This is a genomic window from Actinophytocola sediminis (genome assembly GCF_054779715.1).
The window spans coordinates 21,154-39,666 of record NZ_BAAGXS010000061.1 but is presented as its reverse complement, the minus strand read 5'-3'; the positions used below and the strand labels follow the sequence as shown (position 1 = coordinate 39,666).

Genomic DNA, 18,513 nt, shown 5'->3' with positions numbered 1-18,513 from the left:
GGATGCGCGCATGGCGGGTGCACGAGCTGGGTGAGCCGGAGCACGTGCTTGAGTTGGCCGACGCGGTCCCCGAACCGGTGCCCGGACCGGACGAGGTGCTGGTCGACGTGGACGCGGCCGCGCTGAACTTCAGCGACACGCTGCTGTGCCAGGGCCGCTACCAGGAGCGACCGCCGTTGCCGTTCGTGCCCGGGTTCGAGGTGGCCGGGCGGGTCGTAGGCACCGGTCAGCGGGTCGCCGGGCTGTGCCGCCTACCGGCGGGCGGTCTGGCCACCCGCACCGTGCTGGCCGACCCGCTGCCGATCCCGGACTCGATGAGCGCCACGTCGGCGGCGGCGATGCTGGTCACCTATCTGACCGCGCACCTGTCCCTGCACCGCCGCGCCGCGCTGGCGGCCGGAGAGACCGTGCTGGTGCACGCCGGCGCGGGTGGGGTGGGCAGCGCGACCATCCAGCTGGCGAAGGCGGCCGGCGCGCGGGTGGTCGCCACCGCCGGCGGCGCGGACAAGGTCGCCCGCTGCCGGGAACTCGGCGCCGACCTGGCGATCGACTACCGGGAGACGGACTTCGTCGACCCGGTCAAGGACTTCACCGACGGTCGGGGCGCGGACGTGATCGTCGACCCGGTCGGCGGCGACACGTTCGACCGGTCCCGGCGGGCGGTCGCGTTCGAGGGCAGGATCGTGGTGGCCGGCTTCGGTGGCGGCCGGGCCGCCGACCTGCCGACCAACCACACGCTGGTCAAGACCTACGCCGTGCTCGGGCTCAACCTCGGGACCTACCGCACGCGCGCGCCGGCGGCGCTGGCGCTGGCCCACGCCGAGCTGATGGCCCTGTACGCCGGCGGGGCGGTGCGCCCGCTGGTGTCCGAGGTGCTGACCATGGCGCAGGTCCCCGACGGGCTGCGCCGCCTGCACGCCGGCGACACCGTGGGCAAACTCGTGGTGGCCGTCACCTGAGAGCTGAGAAGTCGCTGTGAAGTCGACGTCGGGGGCACAGCCGGGCATGGCAGGGCGTTGAGCCGAGTAGGACTCCCTTATCCAGGAGGTGATTCCGACATGACGACAGCCTTCACGCCGAAACAGTCGACGATGAACCTGCCGACCTTGCCGGATGGTTGGCCGATCGGTTCCTACGACACGTACCAGCAGGCCCAGCGAGCCGTCGACCACTTGGCCGACAACGAGTTTCCCGTCCAGGAAGTAACCATCGTCGGGATTGAGCCGATGGTCGTCGAGCGGGTGGCCGCCCGGCTGACCTGGGGCCGCGTGCTCGGCGCGGGTGCGGCGTCCGGCGCCTGGCTCGGGCTGTTCGTCGGCCTGCTGCTGAGCCTGTTCACCGCGGGCGCCGGCATCACGCCGATCCTGATCGGGCTGGTCTCCGGTGTGGTGTTCGGGCTCGCGTCCTCGGCCGTGCGCTACGGGGCGACCAGGGGACAGCGGGACTTCGTCTCGCACAGCCAGCTGGTGGCCCGCCGCTACGACGTGCTCACCAAGCCCAAGCACGCCGAGACGGGTCGTGACCTGCTGGCCAAGCTGTCGATGATGCCGCTGCCGACGCGCTGAGCAGTCGCCCGTCCACGTGATCCACGAGTTCTCCTGGTCATCTGACGTCCCAACTGGCCGGTGCGGTGGTAGATCTGAGGTGCCCGCCCTTCGGAGGACGCGATGCCCCAGTACCCGACGCACCGGTCCGTGGTCGCGTTCGACGTCGAGGGCTTCAGTGATCCCCACCGCGACGACGGCGCGCAGACCGCGGTCCGGGCCAGGGTCTACGAGCTGGTGCGCGAGGCGTTCGACTCCGCCGGGGTGCCGTGGACCGCGTGCACCCACGAGGACCGGGGCGACGGCGCGATCGTGCTGGTGCCGGCGGAGATCTCCAAGGTGCTGCTGCTCGACCCGTTGCTCGGCCATCTCTCGGCCGCGCTGACCGACCACAACCGGGACGCGCCGCTGGCCAGGCGCATTCGGCTGCGGCTCGCGGTGCACGCCGGCGAGATCAGCGTCGACCAGCACGGGCTGTCGGGCGCCGACCTGGTCGAGGCGTGCCGGATGCTCGACGCGGACGAGCTGCGCGGGGCGTTGCGGCACTCGCCGGTGCCGCTCGCGGTCATCGTCTCCGGCACGGTCTACGACGGCATCGTGCGCCACCGGCACCGCACCATCGACCCGGCGACCTATCACCCGGCCACGGTCGAGGTGAAACGCAGCAGGCTGCCGGCCTGGATCCATCTGCCGGGCACCCGCACGCCGCCGGTCATCATCCAGCGCGACACCCGGGACGCCCCCCGCCAGCTGCGGGCCGACGTGCCGACGTTCGTCAACCGCGTGCACGAACTGAGGGAACTCGACCACGCCTACCAGAGCGCCCGGCTGGTCGTGCTGGTCGGCCCGCCGGGGGTGGGCAAGACGGCGTTCGCGCTGCACTGGGCGCACCGGGTGCGCGACCAGTACGAGGACGGGCAGCTCTACGCCGACCTCGGCGGGCCGGGCAGGCCGGTCGAGCTGGCCGAGGTGCTCGGCCGGTTCCTGCGCGCGCTGGGCGTCGCACCCCAGCAGGTGCCGCTCGACCAGGCCGAACAGGCGACGATGTTCCGTTCGCTCACCGCCGGTAGGCGGTTTCTGCTGCTGCTGGACAACGCGGCCTCGGCCGAGCAGGTGCGCGCGCTGCTGCCATCGTCGGCCGCCAGTGTCACGGTGGCCACCAGCCGGTCCCACCTCGGTGCGCTGATCGCCGACGGCGCGCGGTTCGTCCAGGTCGACCGGCTCACGTCGGCGGCCGGAGTGGAGCTGCTGGCCAGGACGGTCGGCTCGACGCGGGTCGCGGCCGAGCCGGGTCCGGCGCGGGAGCTGGTCACGTTGTGCGGCGGGTTGCCGATCGCGTTGTGCGTCGCGGCCGCCCGGCTGGTGTCCCGTCCGAAGTGGACATTGGAGAAAGTCGTCGCCGACCTGGTCGACGAGCAGCGCAGGCTCGCTCGGCTCAGCTTCAGTGACGACCTGTCGGTCAAGGCGGTGTTCGACGTGTCCTACCAAGCGCTCTCCTCCCCCGCGGCCCGGCTCTACCGGTTGCTCGGCCTGCATCCCGGCCCCGACTTCGACACCGGGGTCGCGGCGGCCGCGCTGCACACCTCGCTCCCGGACGCGGAGCATCTCGTGGACGAACTGCTCACGGCCAGCCTGGTCGAGGAGACCGGGCAGGACTGCTACCGGTTCCACGACCTGATCCGGCTGCACGCGCTGTCCCTTGTCCAGCAACAGGAGTCCTCGGCCGACCGGGCGCTGGCGGTGCGCCGGATGCTGGACTGGTACCTCGCCGCGGCCACCGAGGCCGGCAAGGTGGTCACCCCGCACCGGCGGGTCCTGCGCCGCGACATCGCGCACGGCCCGGTCGACGAGGTCCGGTTCGCCGACCACACCGCGGCACTGGACTGGCTGGACCGCCAGCGGCGCAACCTGCTCGCGGCCGCGCGGACCGCGTTCGAGCACGGGCTGGCGGCCACCACCTGGCAGCTCGCGGACGCCATGTGGGGCCTGTTCCTGTTCCGCACGCACTACCACGACTGGATGCAGTTCGACCTGCTCGCGGTCGAGGCGACCAGGGACGGGCCGGACACCGCGGCCGAGGCCGAGGCCCAGGACCGGCTGGGCCTGCTGTTCCACGCCCTCGGCCGCAACGACGAGGCCCTCGAGCACATGCGCCGGGCAGCGCAGCTGTGGCAGGACCTCGGCGACCGCCACCGGGTCGCCGGCTCGACCGAGCGGTTCGGCTTCGCCTACCTCGACCAGGGCCGCGTCGAGCTGGCGATCGAGCACTTCCACCGCGCGCTCACCGGCTACCGCGCGGTCGGCGAACGGCGCAGCGTGGGCCTAGCGTTGATCAGCATCGCCCGCGCGCTGGTCGAGGCCGGCCGGCCGGCGGAGGCGGTCGGGCACGCGCTGCAGGCGCGCCAGGAGCTCGCGGGGCTCACCCCGCCGGATCCGTACAACCTGGCCAGGGCGGTGCTGGTGCTCGGCCGGGCGGAGACCGGCACCGGCGACTGGGACGTCGCCCGTGAGCACCTGACGGAGACGCTGGCCGCGATGCGGGCGGTGAAGTCCCCGCTCGGCGAGGCGGACGCGCACTGGGCGCTGGCCGAGCTGTACGAGCAGTCCGGCGAGCTCACCCTGGCCAGAGAGTTCTACCAACGCACCGAAGCCATGCTCACCGAACTCGGCAACCCCGGCGTAACCACAGTCCGCGCCCGCCTGGCTGATCCGCCTCCCCGGGATTAAATGTGTTGGTCGCGTTGGGGATGAAAGGTGCTGGTTGGGCACGTACTTGTGGTTGGGTTGCGTCACGTTCCCCTGAGGTGCGGTTGGGAAGCACTCGGCCTCGGCGACTTCGATCCTGGGGTTGACCGGAGGTGGCTCACACCAGCAGGACGCGGCGGTAGGTCGGGGGGATCGGGTCCTCGGTGTCGTCGGTGACCGGCTCACCGGCCACCTCGATCCACGCGTGGAAGGTCTGCGGGTCCACGGCCGTGCCGAAACACCAGTCGACCCGCAGTCCCCACAGCGCGGCCGTCAGCACGGCGGTCAGCGACACCTCCAGACAGGCCGCCCGGCCGGGGTAGAACCGGCTGACCCAGTACGCGGCCGACAGCGCCGCGTGCGCCTCGTCGGTGGTGGCGTTCCGGCTGGCGAACCGGCCGCGGAACCGGGCGACCGCGGCCGTGCTGGTCCGGAACGGCAGCCGCAGCAGGACCAGCGCCAGCAGGAACGCGGCCACCACCGCCACCCGGTGCGCGCCACCCGGCGCCCGGCTGGCGGTCGGCGAGGTCATCAGCACCGCGGCCGGGCTGCGCCGCCCACCGCCCTGCGCCGGCACCAGCAGTCCGCGTTCGACCAGGGTGGCCACCAGGTCCTCGAGGTCGGCGCGGATCCGGTCGGCCGGGACGTCGGGGTGCCGCTCGGTCAGCGCGGTCACCGCCTGCTCGAGATCCGCGCCGGCGCGCAGCACCTGGAAGAACGCGCTGCCGGTGCGGTTGAGCTTGTGCCAGCGGCCGGTGGCCCGGTTGAGCAGCACGAGGTCACCGTGGCCGTCGGCGGCGGCGTGCACGGTCGCTGGCACGGCGAACCCGGTCACCCGACCACCTTCGCGGACACGTCCCGCAGCCACAGCTCGACCGCGAACACCTGGTTCAGCGCCCGCCACGGCGTCGGCAGGCCCTGGATCGCCCGCTCGAGGACGGCGCGCACCGGGACGGGGTCGAGCAGGCCGTGGTCGGCGGCCGTCGAGTCGGCCAGCAGCGCGCGCAACGCGGGGGCCGCCCGCCGGACGCCGACGAAGGCGCTGCGCGCGTAGTTGCCCTTGGTCGGCCGGGTGAGCACGGTGTCGGGCACCAGGCCGGTCAGCGCGGCGCGCAGCAGCGGCTTGGCCACCGCGGGATCGGCCCGCCGCCAGGCCGGCAGCGCCAGGCAGGCCCGCACGACCTCGCTGTCCAGGTACGGCGCGTGCACCTCGACCCCGAACTCGCCGCCGACCGCGCGCACCGCCCGCTCGGTGAGGATCTGGGTGCGCAGTTGGCTCATGGTCACCGCGTCGGCCACGCCGACGTGGTCCGCCGGGTCGGCCGGCGAGTCGTCGGCCATCGTGCGCACGTGGTCGGCGAGGTCGGACCGGGCCCCTCTGGTCAGCCACCAGCCCCTCGGCGCGTCCCAGTAGGCGATCGCGCCGACATCCCAGGGCGGCCGGCCCTCGGCCGGGGCGGCCCGCAGGATCGCCGCCGCCAGCGCGCGCAACGCCTGCCGGCGGCTGGTGGCCACGGCCAGCGCCCGGCGCAGCAGCAACAGCGGCGAGCACTGCCGGATCCTGGCCCACCGCAGGCAGTGGCGCCACAACGCGGCCCACTCGTGCTGGCGGGCGAGGTCGGCGAGGTAGGCGGGCGGCGCGCCGAGCACGACGTCACCGCCCTCGCCGACGAGGTGCAGGGTCGAGCCGTGCTCGGCGGCCAGTCGCAGACGGGCACGCAGCGGACCGGCCGCCATGGCCGCCGGATGCGGTTGTTCTCCCGGCGCCGAAAGTTTCTGGTAAGGCAGCTCTTCGTCGGTGGACGGCACCAGCCGGTGCGCCAGGCCGGGTGCGTGGCCGGCGAAGTGTCGAGCCCAGACAAGGTCGTCCTCGTCCTCGGCTGCTGAATGCTGAAAAGTGAACCCGGAAACTTCGGCACCGGTCCGCAGCGCGAGAAACATCAGCGCCGAGGAATCGATCCCGCCACTGAAGTCCCCGGTTATCATCCGGCCGACCCCGGCGCGCGCCTCGACGGACCTGAGCAAGGATAATCGGAGCCGCTCGGCGGCGTCGGCGACGCTGGTCTCGGCGCCGACGATGAGCGCGCCGTAGGTGGTCGTCGAAATCCCGGTCGAATTTCCGGTGAGCAGCACTCCGGGCGCCAGACCGCGCACTCCGGAGAATTCTGTGCCGCCGTCCGCGAAACCGAGAACGTCGTCGCAGGCGATGGTCATGGCCAGCTGCCCTCGGTCGACGCCGGCGCGCGCCCGGCCGGCCAGCTCGATCGGCGACGAGCCGAACCAGCGCCCGCCCGGCGCGGCGGCGGCATACCACGGGAACTGCCCGACCGGGTCGGTCAGCAGCAGCAACTCGTGCGGCAACAGCACCGCCAGCGAATAGCATCCCGGCCAACCGGCGGCCGCCGGGTCGAGCCGGCGCGTCGCCGACATCGTGCGCACGCTGTCGGTCAGTTCGGCGTCGGAGGCGAGACAGTGCCCGAGAACAACCATGGTGACATCGCCGGAACGGACCACGCGGGACGGCTGCCCGGCGGTCACTGTGACGTTCTCCAGCGTCGCGCGTCGCTCATTCCACCAGCCGGCAAAATTCATCCAAACCTCGGATGAACACGGGCCTGGCTCACATTAACTGTATCCCTGTCCATTGTCGTCGCTATTCTGACTGCCGCTTCCTCGAGTGACGTCGAAAACGGGGCCGAAATCGAATACCACCGGCCGCTCATATTCCAACTTTTCGGACACCAACTCACGACCGGTATCGATGTCATCGTCGGCCATCGGCCACCTCCCATAACTGCGATTACAAGCAGTCGCAAGCACTTAACGGTGTGTCAATCCTACCGGCGACCTTCTGGCCCCCGCTAGGGGTGGAAAGCATGGTGGTTACCAAAATCATGGTCGGCCAGGTTCTTAAATTCGACGTCATCGGAGTATCCTGCCGAAGGTGCGTCACCCAGTAGGCTGACGTACATCTCGGTTCAGCTTGAAGGCATACGCCGTCCGGTTAAGATCAATTCGCCCTGTGGCCAGGCGACCGACACAGCCATGGACCGCCGCCCACCATCGAGTCCGACCGGTGTGAAGCATCGGTTGCCGGTAAGCTGACGCGTACTCTTGTTCAGCTTGAAGGAGGAGCAGCTCCGTGACGTCCAGCAGCACGACCCTTGATGCCCGGACGCTGCTGTGGACGCCATCGGACTCGATCCGGGACGCCAACCGCCGCAAGATCATCCGCGCGGTGATGGTCGACCCGATGACCCAGGTCAACGTCGCGCGGTTCACCGGCCTGTCCCAGGCAACCGTCTCCGGCCTGGTGAACGAGCTCGTCCAGGAGAACATCCTGCGGGTGGACACCGGCAACGACAACGAGCGCGGCAAGAACCTCCGAATCGCCAAGGTCCGCGGCGTCGCGATCGGCATCGAGGTCAACCACAACGAGCTCACCGTCGCCGCCCGCCGGGTGGACAACTCGTCGGTGGAGTACGAGACCGCCGCCTTCGGCACCGACCAGGGCGGCAACGCCTGGGTGCGGGAGAGCGCCCGGCTGATCAGGGACCTGGCCACCAAGACCGGCCTGGACACCGACCACGTGGTGTCCATCGGGCTGGGCATCCCGGCCGCCATCGACCCCAGGACCGGCGGCGTCACCCAGGTCGCCGCCTCCCTCGACTGGGATCTCGCCGGCGACCCGAAGCAGCGCTTCCGCGACCACTTCCCGCACGTCCCGGTGACCGTCGACAACGAGGCCAACCTGGCCGCCTACGGCGAGTACGTCTACGGCGTCGGCCGGACGGTGGAGACGATGTTCTTCGTCAAGGCCTCGACCAGCCTCGGCGCCGGGCTGGTCACCAACGGCACCATCTACCGCGGCCGGCACGGACTGTCCGGCGAGATCGGCCATCTGACGATGGACGTCCAGGGCACCGTCTGCCGGTGCGGCAACCGTGGCTGCCTGGACACCATCGTCGGTGGCAACCGCCTGGTGGAACAGGTCCGGCAGGCCTACTCCGGCTACCGGATGGACCTGCCGACCAGTCTCGAGGGCATGATCGAGCGGGCGAAGGCAGGCGACCAGGTCTGCACCCGCATCCTCCAGGACGCCAGCCGGGACATCGGCCTCGCGCTGGCCAGGGTCGCCAACCTGCTGAACCCGGACATCATGGTGCTCGGCGGCGAGCTCGGCCGGGCGTCGGATCTGCTGATCGGACCGGCCTCCTACGAGATGGGCCTGTACTCGCTGCGCGGCATGCACAGTCACGCGGCGCCCATCAAACTCGTCGGCTCCGAACTCGGACTGCTCGCCGGCGCGCGGGGCGCGCTCGCGTTCGCGCTGAGGGTGGATTCCACCGTTACGGTTTGACCCGACGGCAGATACGAACAAGAAGAGTCTTGACTTCGATTCGAAGAGTCGTACCCTTTCGCTATACCTCATTGTGGGTTGGGGCAATGTCGAGGGGGCACGATGGCACTGTCGAAGACACTGCGAGTCCGGCGAATCGGGTCGGTGCCGGACAACGCCACGGCACCGGACAACCAGTCGCGGCACCAAGGAAAGCGCACGCGGCCATGGACATGACACCGCCACGCGCACGCGCGACCGAACACGTGCCGGACGTCCTGCCCAATCGCCAGCGCAGGACGACCATCAACCAGAAAGTCCGGGAGTCGGCCGCGCGGTTGACGATGATCAGCGATACGGCCAACCAGTTCCTGCGGCGCTCCGCGCTTTTGCACACTGCCAGAGTTCAGTCCGAAGCCAGGCCGTGGCGAACGGTCAACACCGACCGGGTCGTACTGGTCGCGGTGCACACGATGGCCAGCCTGATGCGGCTGGAGGACATCATTCCGCTGGTCCAGGTCGACCGGCGGGTGCAACTGGTCTACACCCAGGTCCCGGACGAGCTCGGCGACGGCGTGGCCCAGTGGCTGCGCCACCTCGAGGTGCGGGTGATCCCCTGGGAGGAGGCCACCACCAAGTGGTCCTTCGACCTGGTGATCGCGGCGAGCCTGCACCAGATCGAGCGGATCCAGGCCGGCTACCGGCTGGCCGTGCCCCACGGCGCTGGCTACAACAAACTGTGGCCGCTGCTCGACTGGCTCGGCGACAAGGAGGACCGCCCGGTCTACGGCCTCGACCGGCGATCGCTGCTGCACAACGGCGAACCGGTCTTCGACGCGCTCGTCCTGCCCCATCCCGACCACCTGCTGACGCTGGCGCGCCAGTGCCCGGAGTCGCTGCCGGCCGCGGTCCTGGCCGGGGACCCGTGCCTGGACCGGCTGCGCGCCTCGCTGCCCGACCGCGAGCGGTACCGGGAGCGGCTCGGTACCCGGCCGGGACAGATCCTGGTCGCGGTGGCGTCCACCTGGGGCCCGCAGTCGCTGCTCGCGACCCATCGCGAGCTGCTGCTCCGACTGCCGGCGGAGCTGCCGGCCAACCACCGGGTGATCGCCACGGTGCACCCGGCGGTCTGGGCCGAGCACGGCGCGCGCAGCGTCCGCGCCTGGCTGCGGGACGTCCGCGACGCCGGTGTCGACCTGGTCGACGTCGGCGAGGACTGGCGGGGCCTGGTGAGCGCGGCCGACCTGCTGATCGCCGACCACAGCTCGGTCGCGGTCTACTCCGCGGCGGTCGGCGTGCCGCTGCTGTTGAGCCACTTCGCCGACGACGAGGTCGACCCGAACTCGGTCATGAACGAGCTCGCGCAGGTGAGCCCGATCCTCGACCACACCAAGCCGCTCTACCAACAGCTGACCGACGCGCGGCTGGCCCGGCCGGTGCAGTGGGTCATGGCCGCCGAGCGGGTCTCCGCCGTGCCGGGGTCATCGGCCATGATCCTGCGGGAAACCCTCTACCGACTGCTCGATCTCGACGAGCCGGACATCACCGCCGCGTGGCCGCAGGTGCCGGCGCCCAGGGTGGTCCAGGACCTCCGGCTGCTCTGACCCCGCCTGGAACCGGTTACGAAAATTTTCACCGGACTCTTGTCCGCCTGGTCTAGACCATGGCATTCTTTGTTGTCACGAACAACAAACTCTAGTTCGTCGGTGGTGACAAAGATGTCCGCACGCCCCTGCGCACGACGACTCTCAACCCGCTTGTCCGTCCTACTGACCGCCCTGGCCTCGGCCGCGCTGGCCACCACGGTGGCCGCCGGCACCCCGGCCGAGGGCGCCCCGGCGGCTCCCGACCCGGGAATCGCCGCCGTGACGTTCGCCGATGAGTTCAACGCGGCGGCCGGTGCCCCCGTCGACGGCTCCAAATGGCAGTTGGAGACCGGCGACAACGTCAACAACCACGAGCGGCAGTACTACACCAACTCCACGAGCAACGCCGCCCACGACGGCCAGGGAAACCTGGTCATCACCGCGCGGCGGGAGAACCCGAACAACTACCAGTGCTGGTACGGCAGGTGTGAGTACACCTCGGCCCGGCTGAACACCGCCGGCCGCTTCACCCAGACGTACGGCTCGTTCGAGGCCCGCATCAAGATGTCCCGGGGCCAGGGCATGTGGCCAGCGTTCTGGATGCTCGGCAACGACATCGGCAACGTCGGCTGGCCGCAGAGCGGCGAGATCGACATCATGGAGAACGTCGGCTTCGAACCGAACACCGTGCACGGCACGCTGCACGGCCCCGGATACTCCGGTGCCGACGGCATCGGCGCCGGATACTCGATCGGTAACCCGTTCGCCGACGGCTTCCACACCTTCAAGGTCGACTGGTCGCCGAACCGGATCGTCTGGTCGGTGGACGGAAACGTCTACCAGACAAGGACTCCGGCCGATCTCGGAGGCCGGCAGTGGGTCTTCGACAAGCCGTTCTTCATGATCCTCAACCTCGCGGTCGGCGGCTACTGGCCTGGCGACCCGGACGGCAACACGCCGTTCCCGAACACGCTGACCATCGACTACGTCCGGGTCACCAACGACACCAGCGGTGGCGGCGGCACCGGCGGGCCGATCCGTGGCNAGCTCTACGACTGCAACGGCACCTCGGCCCAGCAGTGGACGATCGCCGCCGACGGCTCCATCCGCGCGCTCGGCAAGTGCCTTGACGTCACGGCCGCCTCGACGGCCAACGGCGCGCAGGTCCAGCTCTGGGACTGCAACGGCTCCGGCGCGCAACGCTGGGCGGTGTCCGGCGCGCGGGACATCGTCAACATCGCGGCGAACAAGTGCCTCGACGTGACCGGCAACAACTCCGCCAACGGCACCCGGCTCCAGATCTGGGAATGCGGTGGCACCGCGAACCAGAAGTGGACGGTCGGCTAGTGCGCCGCCTGGTGGCGGTGTTGGGTGTGTTGGCCGCCGGGCTCACTGTCCCGGCGGCCCCCGCCGCGGCCGACGGCGAGCCGGTGAGCATCTGGCTCACCACCACCAATGACGCCGACGGCCTGAACGTCACCCGTGGCCTGGAACCGCAGACCCCGGTGAACTTCCAGCCGGGCAACGGATCCGGCCAGGTGACGATCGACGTCGACGAGAACGTCCAGTACCAGCCGTTCGAGGGCGGCGGCGCGTCGTTCACCGACTCCGCCGCCTGGCTGCTGAACTCCTCGGGCATCGTCTCCGCCGCCACCCGCGAGGACGCGCTGCGCAAGCTGTTCGACCCCACCGACGGGATCGGCATCTCGTTCATCCGCAACCCGATGGGCGGCTCGGACCTGGCCAGGTCCAGCTACACCTACAACGACCTGCCGGCCGGGCAGACCGACCCGAACCTGACCCGGTTCTCGATCGCGCACGACCTGGCCGACGTGGTGCCGCTGACCAGGCGGGCGCTGGAGCTCAACCCGGCGATCACGGTCATGGGCTCGCCGTGGTCACCGCCGCCGTGGATGAAGGACAACGACGACTACCGGCTCGGCTGGGTCGAGGCCCAGTACTACCCGGCACTGGCCCAGTACTTCGTCCGGTATGTCCAGGCCTATGCCGCACAGGGCATCCCGGTCAGCCTGGTGTCGGTGAACAACGAGCCGACCTGCTGCGCGTCCTACCCGTCGGCGATGTGGAACGGCTCCGGTCTGCAGTACTTCACCAGGACCAACCTGTTGCCGGCGTTGCAGCAGGCGGGACTGTCCACAAAGGTGCTCGCGCTGGACTGGAACTGGGACCAGTACGGGTCGTTCGGGGCGCCGACCGTCGACGACCCGGCCATCCGCGACCACCCGAACTTCGGCGGGATCGCCTGGCACGGCTACGGCGGCAACGTCGAGACGCAGAGCCAGGTGCAGCAGCAGTACCCGGGGATTCCCCAGTACGGCACGGAGATGTCCGGCGGCACGTGGGTTGGCAACCAGCACGCCGACGACCTGAACAACATCATCGACTACACCAGGAACTGGGGCCGCACGTTCACCAAGTGGAGCCTGGCGATGGACCAGAACCACAACCCGCACAACGGTGGGTGCGACGTGTGTACCGGGCTGCTGACCGTCCACAACGGAGACGACCGGCACGGTCAGGTCGACCGCACGATCGAGTACTACACCATGGGTCACCTGACCAAGTTCGTGCGGCCGGGCGCGCGGCGGATCTCCTCCACCGCCAACGGCTCGGTGAAGAACGTCGCCTGGCGCAACCCCGACGGGTCCAAGGCGCTCATCGCCTACAACACCACGGGCACCACCCAGGACGTGCGGGTGAACTGGGGCGACCAGTCGTTCGGCTACCCGCTGCCGGCCAGGACCTCGGCGACGTTCACCTGGAGCGGCGCCCCTGGCAGCGGCGGCCCCGGCGGGGTGACCGGACCGATCACCGGACTGGCCGGCAAGTGTGTCGACGTGGCCTCGGCGAGCAGCGCCAACGGCACCCCGGTGCAGCTCTACGACTGCAACGGCACCTCGGCCCAGCAGTGGACCGTCGGCCAGGACGGCTCGATCCGCGCGCTCGGCAAGTGCCTTGACGTCACCGCCGCCTCGACGGCCAACGGCGCCAAGCTCCAACTCTGGGACTGCACCGGCTCCGGCGCACAGCGGTGGACGGTGACCGCTGGGCGGGACGTGGTGAACGTCGCGGCGAACAAGTGCCTCGACGTGAGCGACAACAACTCCGCCAACGGCGCCCGGCTACAGATCTGGGAGTGCACCGGCGCGGCGAACCAGAAGTGGACCGTGCCGGCGGCGTGAGACCGGCCGGATCGCCACCGCACCGGCGATCCGGCTTCGAGGGCGGCCAGGGAGCCCGTACCCGGGCCGCCCTCGAACCCATCAGCCTTGCGGTTGGGCGATGTTGACCATCCAGGGGACGCCGAACCGGTCGACCAGTTGGCCGAACTCGTCGCCCCACATCTGCTTCTCCAGTGCGATGTGGACGGTGGCGCCGTCGGAGAGCTGGTCCCAGTAGGCGTGCAGGACGTCGGTGTCGTCGCCGCTGAGGCTGACGGTGATCGCGTTGCCCGGCTCGTGGGTCGCGCCAGGCGGAGTGTCCGACGCCATCAGGGTGAACCCGTTGTCGGTCTCCAGCATGGCGTGCATGACCTGGTCGGCGTTGGGGGAACCCGCGTCCCCGAACTCGCCGAACGTGTTCACCGTCAGGTTGCCGCCGAACACGGTGCGGTAGAACTCCATCGCCTGCTTCGCGTCACCAGCGAACGTGAGATAGGGGTTGAGGCGAGATGCCATGATGCGCTCCTCTCGAGCTGGCCCTGCGCAACACAACACTACGCCAGTTCCAACAGGACACTGAAGTGACTCTTGCGGAGGAACAGCTCGTACCGGGGCAGCGCCCCCGGTCCGCAGGACGCGCTGCCGATGCCATGGTGGCCGACGTCCATGGCCAGCTCGATCGCCTGCCCCGGCGCCAACTCATTGCGGTGCTTGGCCTGTGCCATGGCGGTCGACGACCAGCGGCGCAACGTGAGCCCGAACGTCGAGGTCCCGGTGAGCCGCAGGCCCCTGCCGGCCGCGTCGGTCACCGTGGCCCAGCGGACATCGCCCCGGCGGCCGTTCTCCTGCGGGCGGACATACGGTGTCTGCAGGTCGTCCACTGTGGACTCGAAGGTGCCGACCCGGTTGGCGATGCCGGTGTCCGGATAGGACTCACCGGGTCCACGACCGAACCAGCGCACCCGGTCAAACGACGGCGGGAGCGTCAGGCACACCGCGATCCTGGCGATCGGCTCCGGCCACGCCCCCTCCGGCTCGACCCGCACCGCGAGTAACAGGCCGTCGCGCAGCGGTGTCCAGTCATAGTCGACCCGTACGCCCCGATCGGTGCCCGCCGCGGCGACCCTGGTGCTGGTCACCAGGCCTTCGCCGACGTCCACGGCGTCCACCCGATGGGTCAACCGGTCGAGGCCGATGGCCGTCCAGGTCTCGTCCAGCCGGGCGCCGCGGTCGTTGTCCGTCGGCGCCCGCCACAGGTCGAGCCGGGGACTGCCGAGCGGAATCCCGGCGAAAGCGGTCAGCTGTCCATTGTGGTCGAACTCCGCCTGGCCGAGCATGTGGCCGGCGGCGGTCGGGCGCGGCGGCAGGCCGGGCGGGTGCGCGTGCACCACGGGCGGCTCGGACAGCCGGTGCTGTGCCCAGGCCACCTCGTGCCCGGCCGGCGCCCACGGGGTGTCCACCGACAACAGCGCGCGCACGGTCAGCCAGGCCTCGTCGTGGAACACCGGCGGCTTGGGCAACGCCACCGTCCCGCCGCCGACCGGCAGGCGCAGCACGCCGGAGGTGCCGTCCGGCAGCGTCCACTCGAACCGGAGACGGGACAGGTCGCCGCGCTTCGGGCTGACGGTCACCTCGCCCGCGGCGAAGTCGAACCGCACCGGCTCGTAGGCCTTGTGCACGTCCAGCAACCCGGGCGACGGCGTGCGGTCGGGGAACAGCAGGCCGTCGATCACGAAGTTCCCGTCGTGTACCGGCTCGCCGAAGTCACCGCCGTAGGCGTACTCGTACTCCGGGTGTCGCAGGCCGTGGTCGATCCACTCCCACACGAAACCGCCGGCGCAGCGCGGGTGTTCGTCGAACAGCGCGACGTACTCGGCCAGCCCACCCGGCCCGTTGCCCATGGCGTGCGCGTACTCGCACTGGACGAACGGCAGCGGACCACCGGCCAGGCCGATCCGCTCGGTCTCCTCGTGCGAGGCGTACATCCGGCTGTAGACGTCCACATAGGCACAGTCGGCGTCGCCCTCGTAGTGCACCGGCCGGGACGGGTCCCGCTCGCGCGTCCAGCGCGCCATCGCCGCCAGGTTCTGCCCGGTGTGGCTCTCGTTGCCGAGCGACCACAGCACGATGCTCGGATGGTTCTTGTCCCGCTCGACCGTGCGCCGCATCCGGTCCAGATAGGACGCCAGCCAGGCATCGTCACCCGACGGGTTGCGCCGCCATTCGGTGAGGTGGAAGCCGTGGGTCTCCAGGTCGCACTCGTCGATCACCCACAGGCCGTACTCGTCGCACAGGTCGAGGAAGCGGGGGTCCGGTGGGTAGTGGCTGGTGCGGACCGCGTTGATGTTGTGTCGCTTCATCAGCAGCACGTCGGCCAGCATGGTCTCGACCGGCACCGCGCGGCCGTGGTCGGGGTGGAACTCGTGCCGGTTCACCCCGCGCAGGTCCAGCGGCGCGCCGTTCACCAGTAATACACCGTCCACAATGGACACTGTGCGGAAGCCGAGCCGCAGCCGCACGGTCTCCCCCGCCGAGGTCACCGTGGCGTCGTAGAGCGTCGGCGACTCCGCCGACCACGGGTGCACCGGCACGCTCACCTCGACCCCGGTCGGCACCGCGGCCAGACCGAGTCCCGGCACGGCCACCGTCGCGGGCACCGGGGTGTCCACCCGCAGCGTGCCCATGCCGGTGGTGTGGTCGAAGTCGGCGTGCACGAACACGTCGTCGATGCCGGCCGCCGGCCGCCGCAGCAACGTGACCGGCCGGAAGATGCCGGGCAGCCACCACATGTCCTGGTCCTCGAGGTAGCTCGCCGCCGACCACTGGTGCACCCGGACCGCGAGCAGGTTGCGCCCCGACCGCAACACCCCGCCGACGTCGAACTCGGCGGCCAGCCTGCTCCCGGTGAAGAAGCCGAGCTCCGCGCCGTTGAGCCACACCCGCGCGCACGAGTCGACCCCGTCGAAGCGCAGCGACACCTCCGCCCCCGCCCAGTCCGCCGGCAGGTCGAACGCGTACCGGTAGTCGCCGGTCGGGTTCTCCGCCGGCGGATGCGGTGGGTCGACGGGGAAGGGGTAGACGACGTTGGTGTACGCGGGTGCGCCGAAACCGTGCAGCGGCCAGTGCGCCGGCACCGGTAACGTCGCCCAGTCCGAGTCGTCGAACGCCGGCGCGGCGAAGTCCTCGGCCAGCTCCGCGGTCGGCCAGAGCCGGAACCGCCAGTCACCGCTCAGGTCAAGACGTGGCGCGTCGGAGTCGAGCGCGGCCCTCGGCGCGCACAGTCCGGACGACGGCGCGTGGTCGGCGAAGTAGGTCACGTGACCCCCGGGAAGTCGTGTTCGGCGGCGAACCCCAACAGGGTGCGCGCCATGGTCAGCGCTATCGGCACGGTGCGGCCGGGCAGTGGTCCGCGCCGAGGCACGGTCGGCAGCAACCGGTCGAGCAGGTCCTCGGTCCGGTGGCGGGTCAGTGTTTCCGGTGCGGCGAGGTACATCGGCCGGCAGCCGGCCAGCGGCACGGTGGCCGCGAGCCAGCACGCCTCGGCCGCGTCCCGACTGTCCAGATAGGCCCACAGGGACGACAGCCCCGCCGCCGGGTCCACGGTGAACAGCTCGGCCAGCTCCGCCGGCTCGGTGCTGTCGGGGAAGACGAGATAGGGAAACCGCAGCGGGGTGACGGTCATCCCGTCGCGCAGGGCGATCATCGCCGCGGTCGCCTCATCGGCCTGTTTGGACAGTGCGTAGGGATCCGCCACCTGCAACGGGGTCGACTCGTCGATCGGCAGGTAGGGCGGCACCAGCGTGCGCGGGCCGAACGGCAGGCCGGTGATCGACAGGCTGCTGGCGATCACCGCGCGGCGCACGCCCGCCCTGGCGGCCTCGGCCAGCACCACGAACGTCGCCGCGGTGTTGCCGGTGAACACCTCGGCGCCGGGGTGGTTGGTCGGGGTCGGGATGGCGGCCAGGTGGTACACGGTGTCCACGCCGGCCAGCGCCGCGCGCACCAGCTCGACGTCCGAAGCGTTGCCAACGAGGAATTTCTCGGTGGCGCCGGGGCCGGCGGGCACGCGGTCGATGCCGACCACCGGCACGCCGCGCGCGGCGAGATCGGCGAGCACCACCCGGCCGAACCGGCCGGCCGCCCCGGTGACCAGGACTCGGCTCGGCTGATGGCTGTTCATCAGTCGACAGCATAGTTCGGAATCGAGCCGAGGAGTCTGGCCAACACCGGTGATCGGTTCGCCGGCGACCACGCGATGGCCATCTCCCACGGCGGCAGGATGTCGGTCAGCGGCCGGAAGACCACCGCCTGCTCGTCGCTGTGCGGCGTCGGCGCGATCAGCAGCGACACCCCGAGCCCGGCGGCGACCAGTGCGACGATCGTCTGCACGTCCCACGCGTCCTGCACGATCGTCGGCGTGAAGCCCGCGGTCAGGCAGTATCCGACGATCCGGTCGTAGACCGCGGGTCCGGAGTCGCGGGTGTAGCACACGAACTCCTCGCCGGCGAGGTCGGCGAGCGCGATCCGGTCCCGGCAGGCGAGCCGGTGCCCCGCCGGCAACGCGGCGACCAACGGATCGCGGGAGACCGTGCGGGTGGCGATGCCCGGCTCGTCGAAGGTCGGGCGGAGCAGGCCGGCGTCGAGCGTGCCGTCCCGCAGCGCCGCCTTCTGCCGCAAGGTGGTCATCGCGCTCACCACGACCTCGACGTCCTGGCACACCAGGCGGAACCCGGCGAGCAGTCGCGGTAGTGCCTGGAAGGTCGCGGACTGCACGAAACCGACGCGCAGCACGCCGAGTTCGCCGCGCTGGGCCCGGCGCGGGCCGTCGACCAGGGTGTCGGCCCGGCGGAGCAGCTCGCGCGCACCGTCGAGAAACTCCACGCCAGCCGGGGTGAGCTCGAGCCTGCGGCGCGCGCGGTCGAACAGCGGCACGCCGATGGCGCGTTCGAGCGCGGCGAGTTGGCGGCTGAGCGTCGGCTGGTTGACCGCGAGCCGCTCGGCGGCCCGGCCGACGTGCATCTCGTCGGCGACCGCGAGGAACGCGCGGACGTGTCGTAACTCCACTACCAGAGATGATGCGTCATCGGTATGGATGATGTCGATACCGCGCATTGGAC

The 18,513-nt window shown here is 70.7% G+C and carries 14 protein-coding genes; 7 read left to right on the top strand and 7 right to left on the bottom strand.

Annotated features, from left to right (window positions below):
* Positions 1-2: 2 nt before the first annotated feature.
* The 3 genes from ACYVIP_RS30035 (at position 3) to ACYVIP_RS30025 (ending at position 4,271) form a co-directional block, all read left to right on the top strand.
* Positions 3-959 (top strand): NADPH:quinone oxidoreductase family protein, encoded by a 957-nt coding sequence (locus ACYVIP_RS30035; protein ID WP_460402379.1) that lies wholly within the window; start codon positions 3-5, stop codon positions 957-959.
* Between the two features lie 99 nt (positions 960-1,058).
* Entirely contained in the window at positions 1,059-1,565 is a 507-nt protein-coding gene (locus tag ACYVIP_RS30030; RefSeq protein WP_460402377.1) for a YflT domain-containing protein, read from the top strand.
* Between the two features lie 102 nt (positions 1,566-1,667).
* Positions 1,668-4,271, top strand: a complete 2,604-nt coding sequence (locus ACYVIP_RS30025; RefSeq protein WP_460402375.1) for an ATP-binding protein — start codon at positions 1,668-1,670, stop codon at positions 4,269-4,271.
* Between the two features lie 136 nt (positions 4,272-4,407).
* On the opposite strand, the gene ACYVIP_RS30020 is transcribed toward ACYVIP_RS30025, so the two are convergent.
* The 3 genes from ACYVIP_RS30020 to ACYVIP_RS30010 all read right to left on the bottom strand — a co-directional run bounded on the left by ACYVIP_RS30020 (position 4,408) and on the right by ACYVIP_RS30010 (position 7,067).
* The gene (locus ACYVIP_RS30020; protein ID WP_460402373.1) at positions 4,408-5,124 is read right to left on the bottom strand and encodes a lasso peptide biosynthesis B2 protein; all 717 of its coding nucleotides are present in this window, start codon (positions 5,122-5,124) and stop codon (positions 4,408-4,410) included.
* Positions 5,121-6,827: an albusnodin/ikarugamycin family macrolactam cyclase gene (locus tag ACYVIP_RS30015; protein ID WP_460402371.1), complete on the bottom strand. Its 1,707-nt coding sequence runs from the start codon at positions 6,825-6,827 to the stop codon at positions 5,121-5,123. Before ACYVIP_RS30015 ends, ACYVIP_RS30020 begins: the two co-directional genes overlap by 4 nt.
* 87 nt (positions 6,828-6,914) lie before the next feature.
* On the bottom strand, positions 6,915-7,067 hold the full coding sequence (locus ACYVIP_RS30010) for a hypothetical protein (protein ID WP_460402369.1): 153 nt from the start codon (positions 7,065-7,067) through the stop codon (positions 6,915-6,917).
* A 364-nt stretch (positions 7,068-7,431) separates the two neighbouring features.
* Between ACYVIP_RS30010 and ACYVIP_RS30005 the strand changes: the two genes are divergently transcribed.
* From ACYVIP_RS30005 to ACYVIP_RS29990, 4 genes are all read left to right on the top strand, one after another.
* Positions 7,432-8,649 (top strand): ROK family transcriptional regulator, encoded by a 1,218-nt coding sequence (locus ACYVIP_RS30005; RefSeq protein ID WP_460402367.1) that lies wholly within the window; start codon positions 7,432-7,434, stop codon positions 8,647-8,649.
* A gap of 206 nt (positions 8,650-8,855) precedes the next feature.
* Complete coding sequence (locus ACYVIP_RS30000; RefSeq protein ID WP_460402365.1) at positions 8,856-10,232, top strand: hypothetical protein; 1,377 nt, start codon at positions 8,856-8,858, stop codon at positions 10,230-10,232.
* A 114-nt stretch (positions 10,233-10,346) separates the two neighbouring features.
* On the top strand, positions 10,347-11,561 hold the full coding sequence (locus ACYVIP_RS29995) for a family 16 glycosylhydrolase (RefSeq protein ID WP_460402363.1): 1,215 nt from the start codon (positions 10,347-10,349) through the stop codon (positions 11,559-11,561).
* Entirely contained in the window at positions 11,561-13,417 is a 1,857-nt protein-coding gene (locus ACYVIP_RS29990) for a ricin-type beta-trefoil lectin domain protein (RefSeq protein WP_460402361.1), read from the top strand. Before ACYVIP_RS29995 ends, ACYVIP_RS29990 begins: the two co-directional genes overlap by 1 nt.
* Before the next feature lie 81 nt (positions 13,418-13,498).
* Here the strand turns inward: ACYVIP_RS29990 and ACYVIP_RS29985 are convergent, their stop codons facing one another.
* From ACYVIP_RS29985 to ACYVIP_RS29970, 4 genes are read right to left on the bottom strand one after another with little or no spacing between them, the layout of a single operon-like run.
* Positions 13,499-13,912, bottom strand: a complete 414-nt coding sequence (locus ACYVIP_RS29985) for a VOC family protein (protein WP_460402359.1) — start codon at positions 13,910-13,912, stop codon at positions 13,499-13,501.
* Positions 13,913-13,950: 38 nt separating this feature from the next.
* On the bottom strand, positions 13,951-16,713 hold the full coding sequence (locus ACYVIP_RS29980) for a glycoside hydrolase family 2 TIM barrel-domain containing protein (RefSeq protein WP_460402357.1): 2,763 nt from the start codon (positions 16,711-16,713) through the stop codon (positions 13,951-13,953).
* Positions 16,710-17,576, bottom strand: coding sequence for an NAD-dependent epimerase/dehydratase family protein (locus ACYVIP_RS29975; protein ID WP_460402355.1), 867 nt, complete (start codon positions 17,574-17,576; stop codon positions 16,710-16,712). The genes ACYVIP_RS29980 and ACYVIP_RS29975 overlap by 4 nt, the downstream gene beginning before the upstream one ends.
* The gene (locus ACYVIP_RS29970; RefSeq protein ID WP_460402353.1) at positions 17,576-18,460 is read right to left on the bottom strand and encodes a LysR family transcriptional regulator; all 885 of its coding nucleotides are present in this window, start codon (positions 18,458-18,460) and stop codon (positions 17,576-17,578) included. The genes ACYVIP_RS29975 and ACYVIP_RS29970 overlap by 1 nt, the downstream gene beginning before the upstream one ends.
* Positions 18,461-18,513 lie beyond the last annotated feature (53 nt).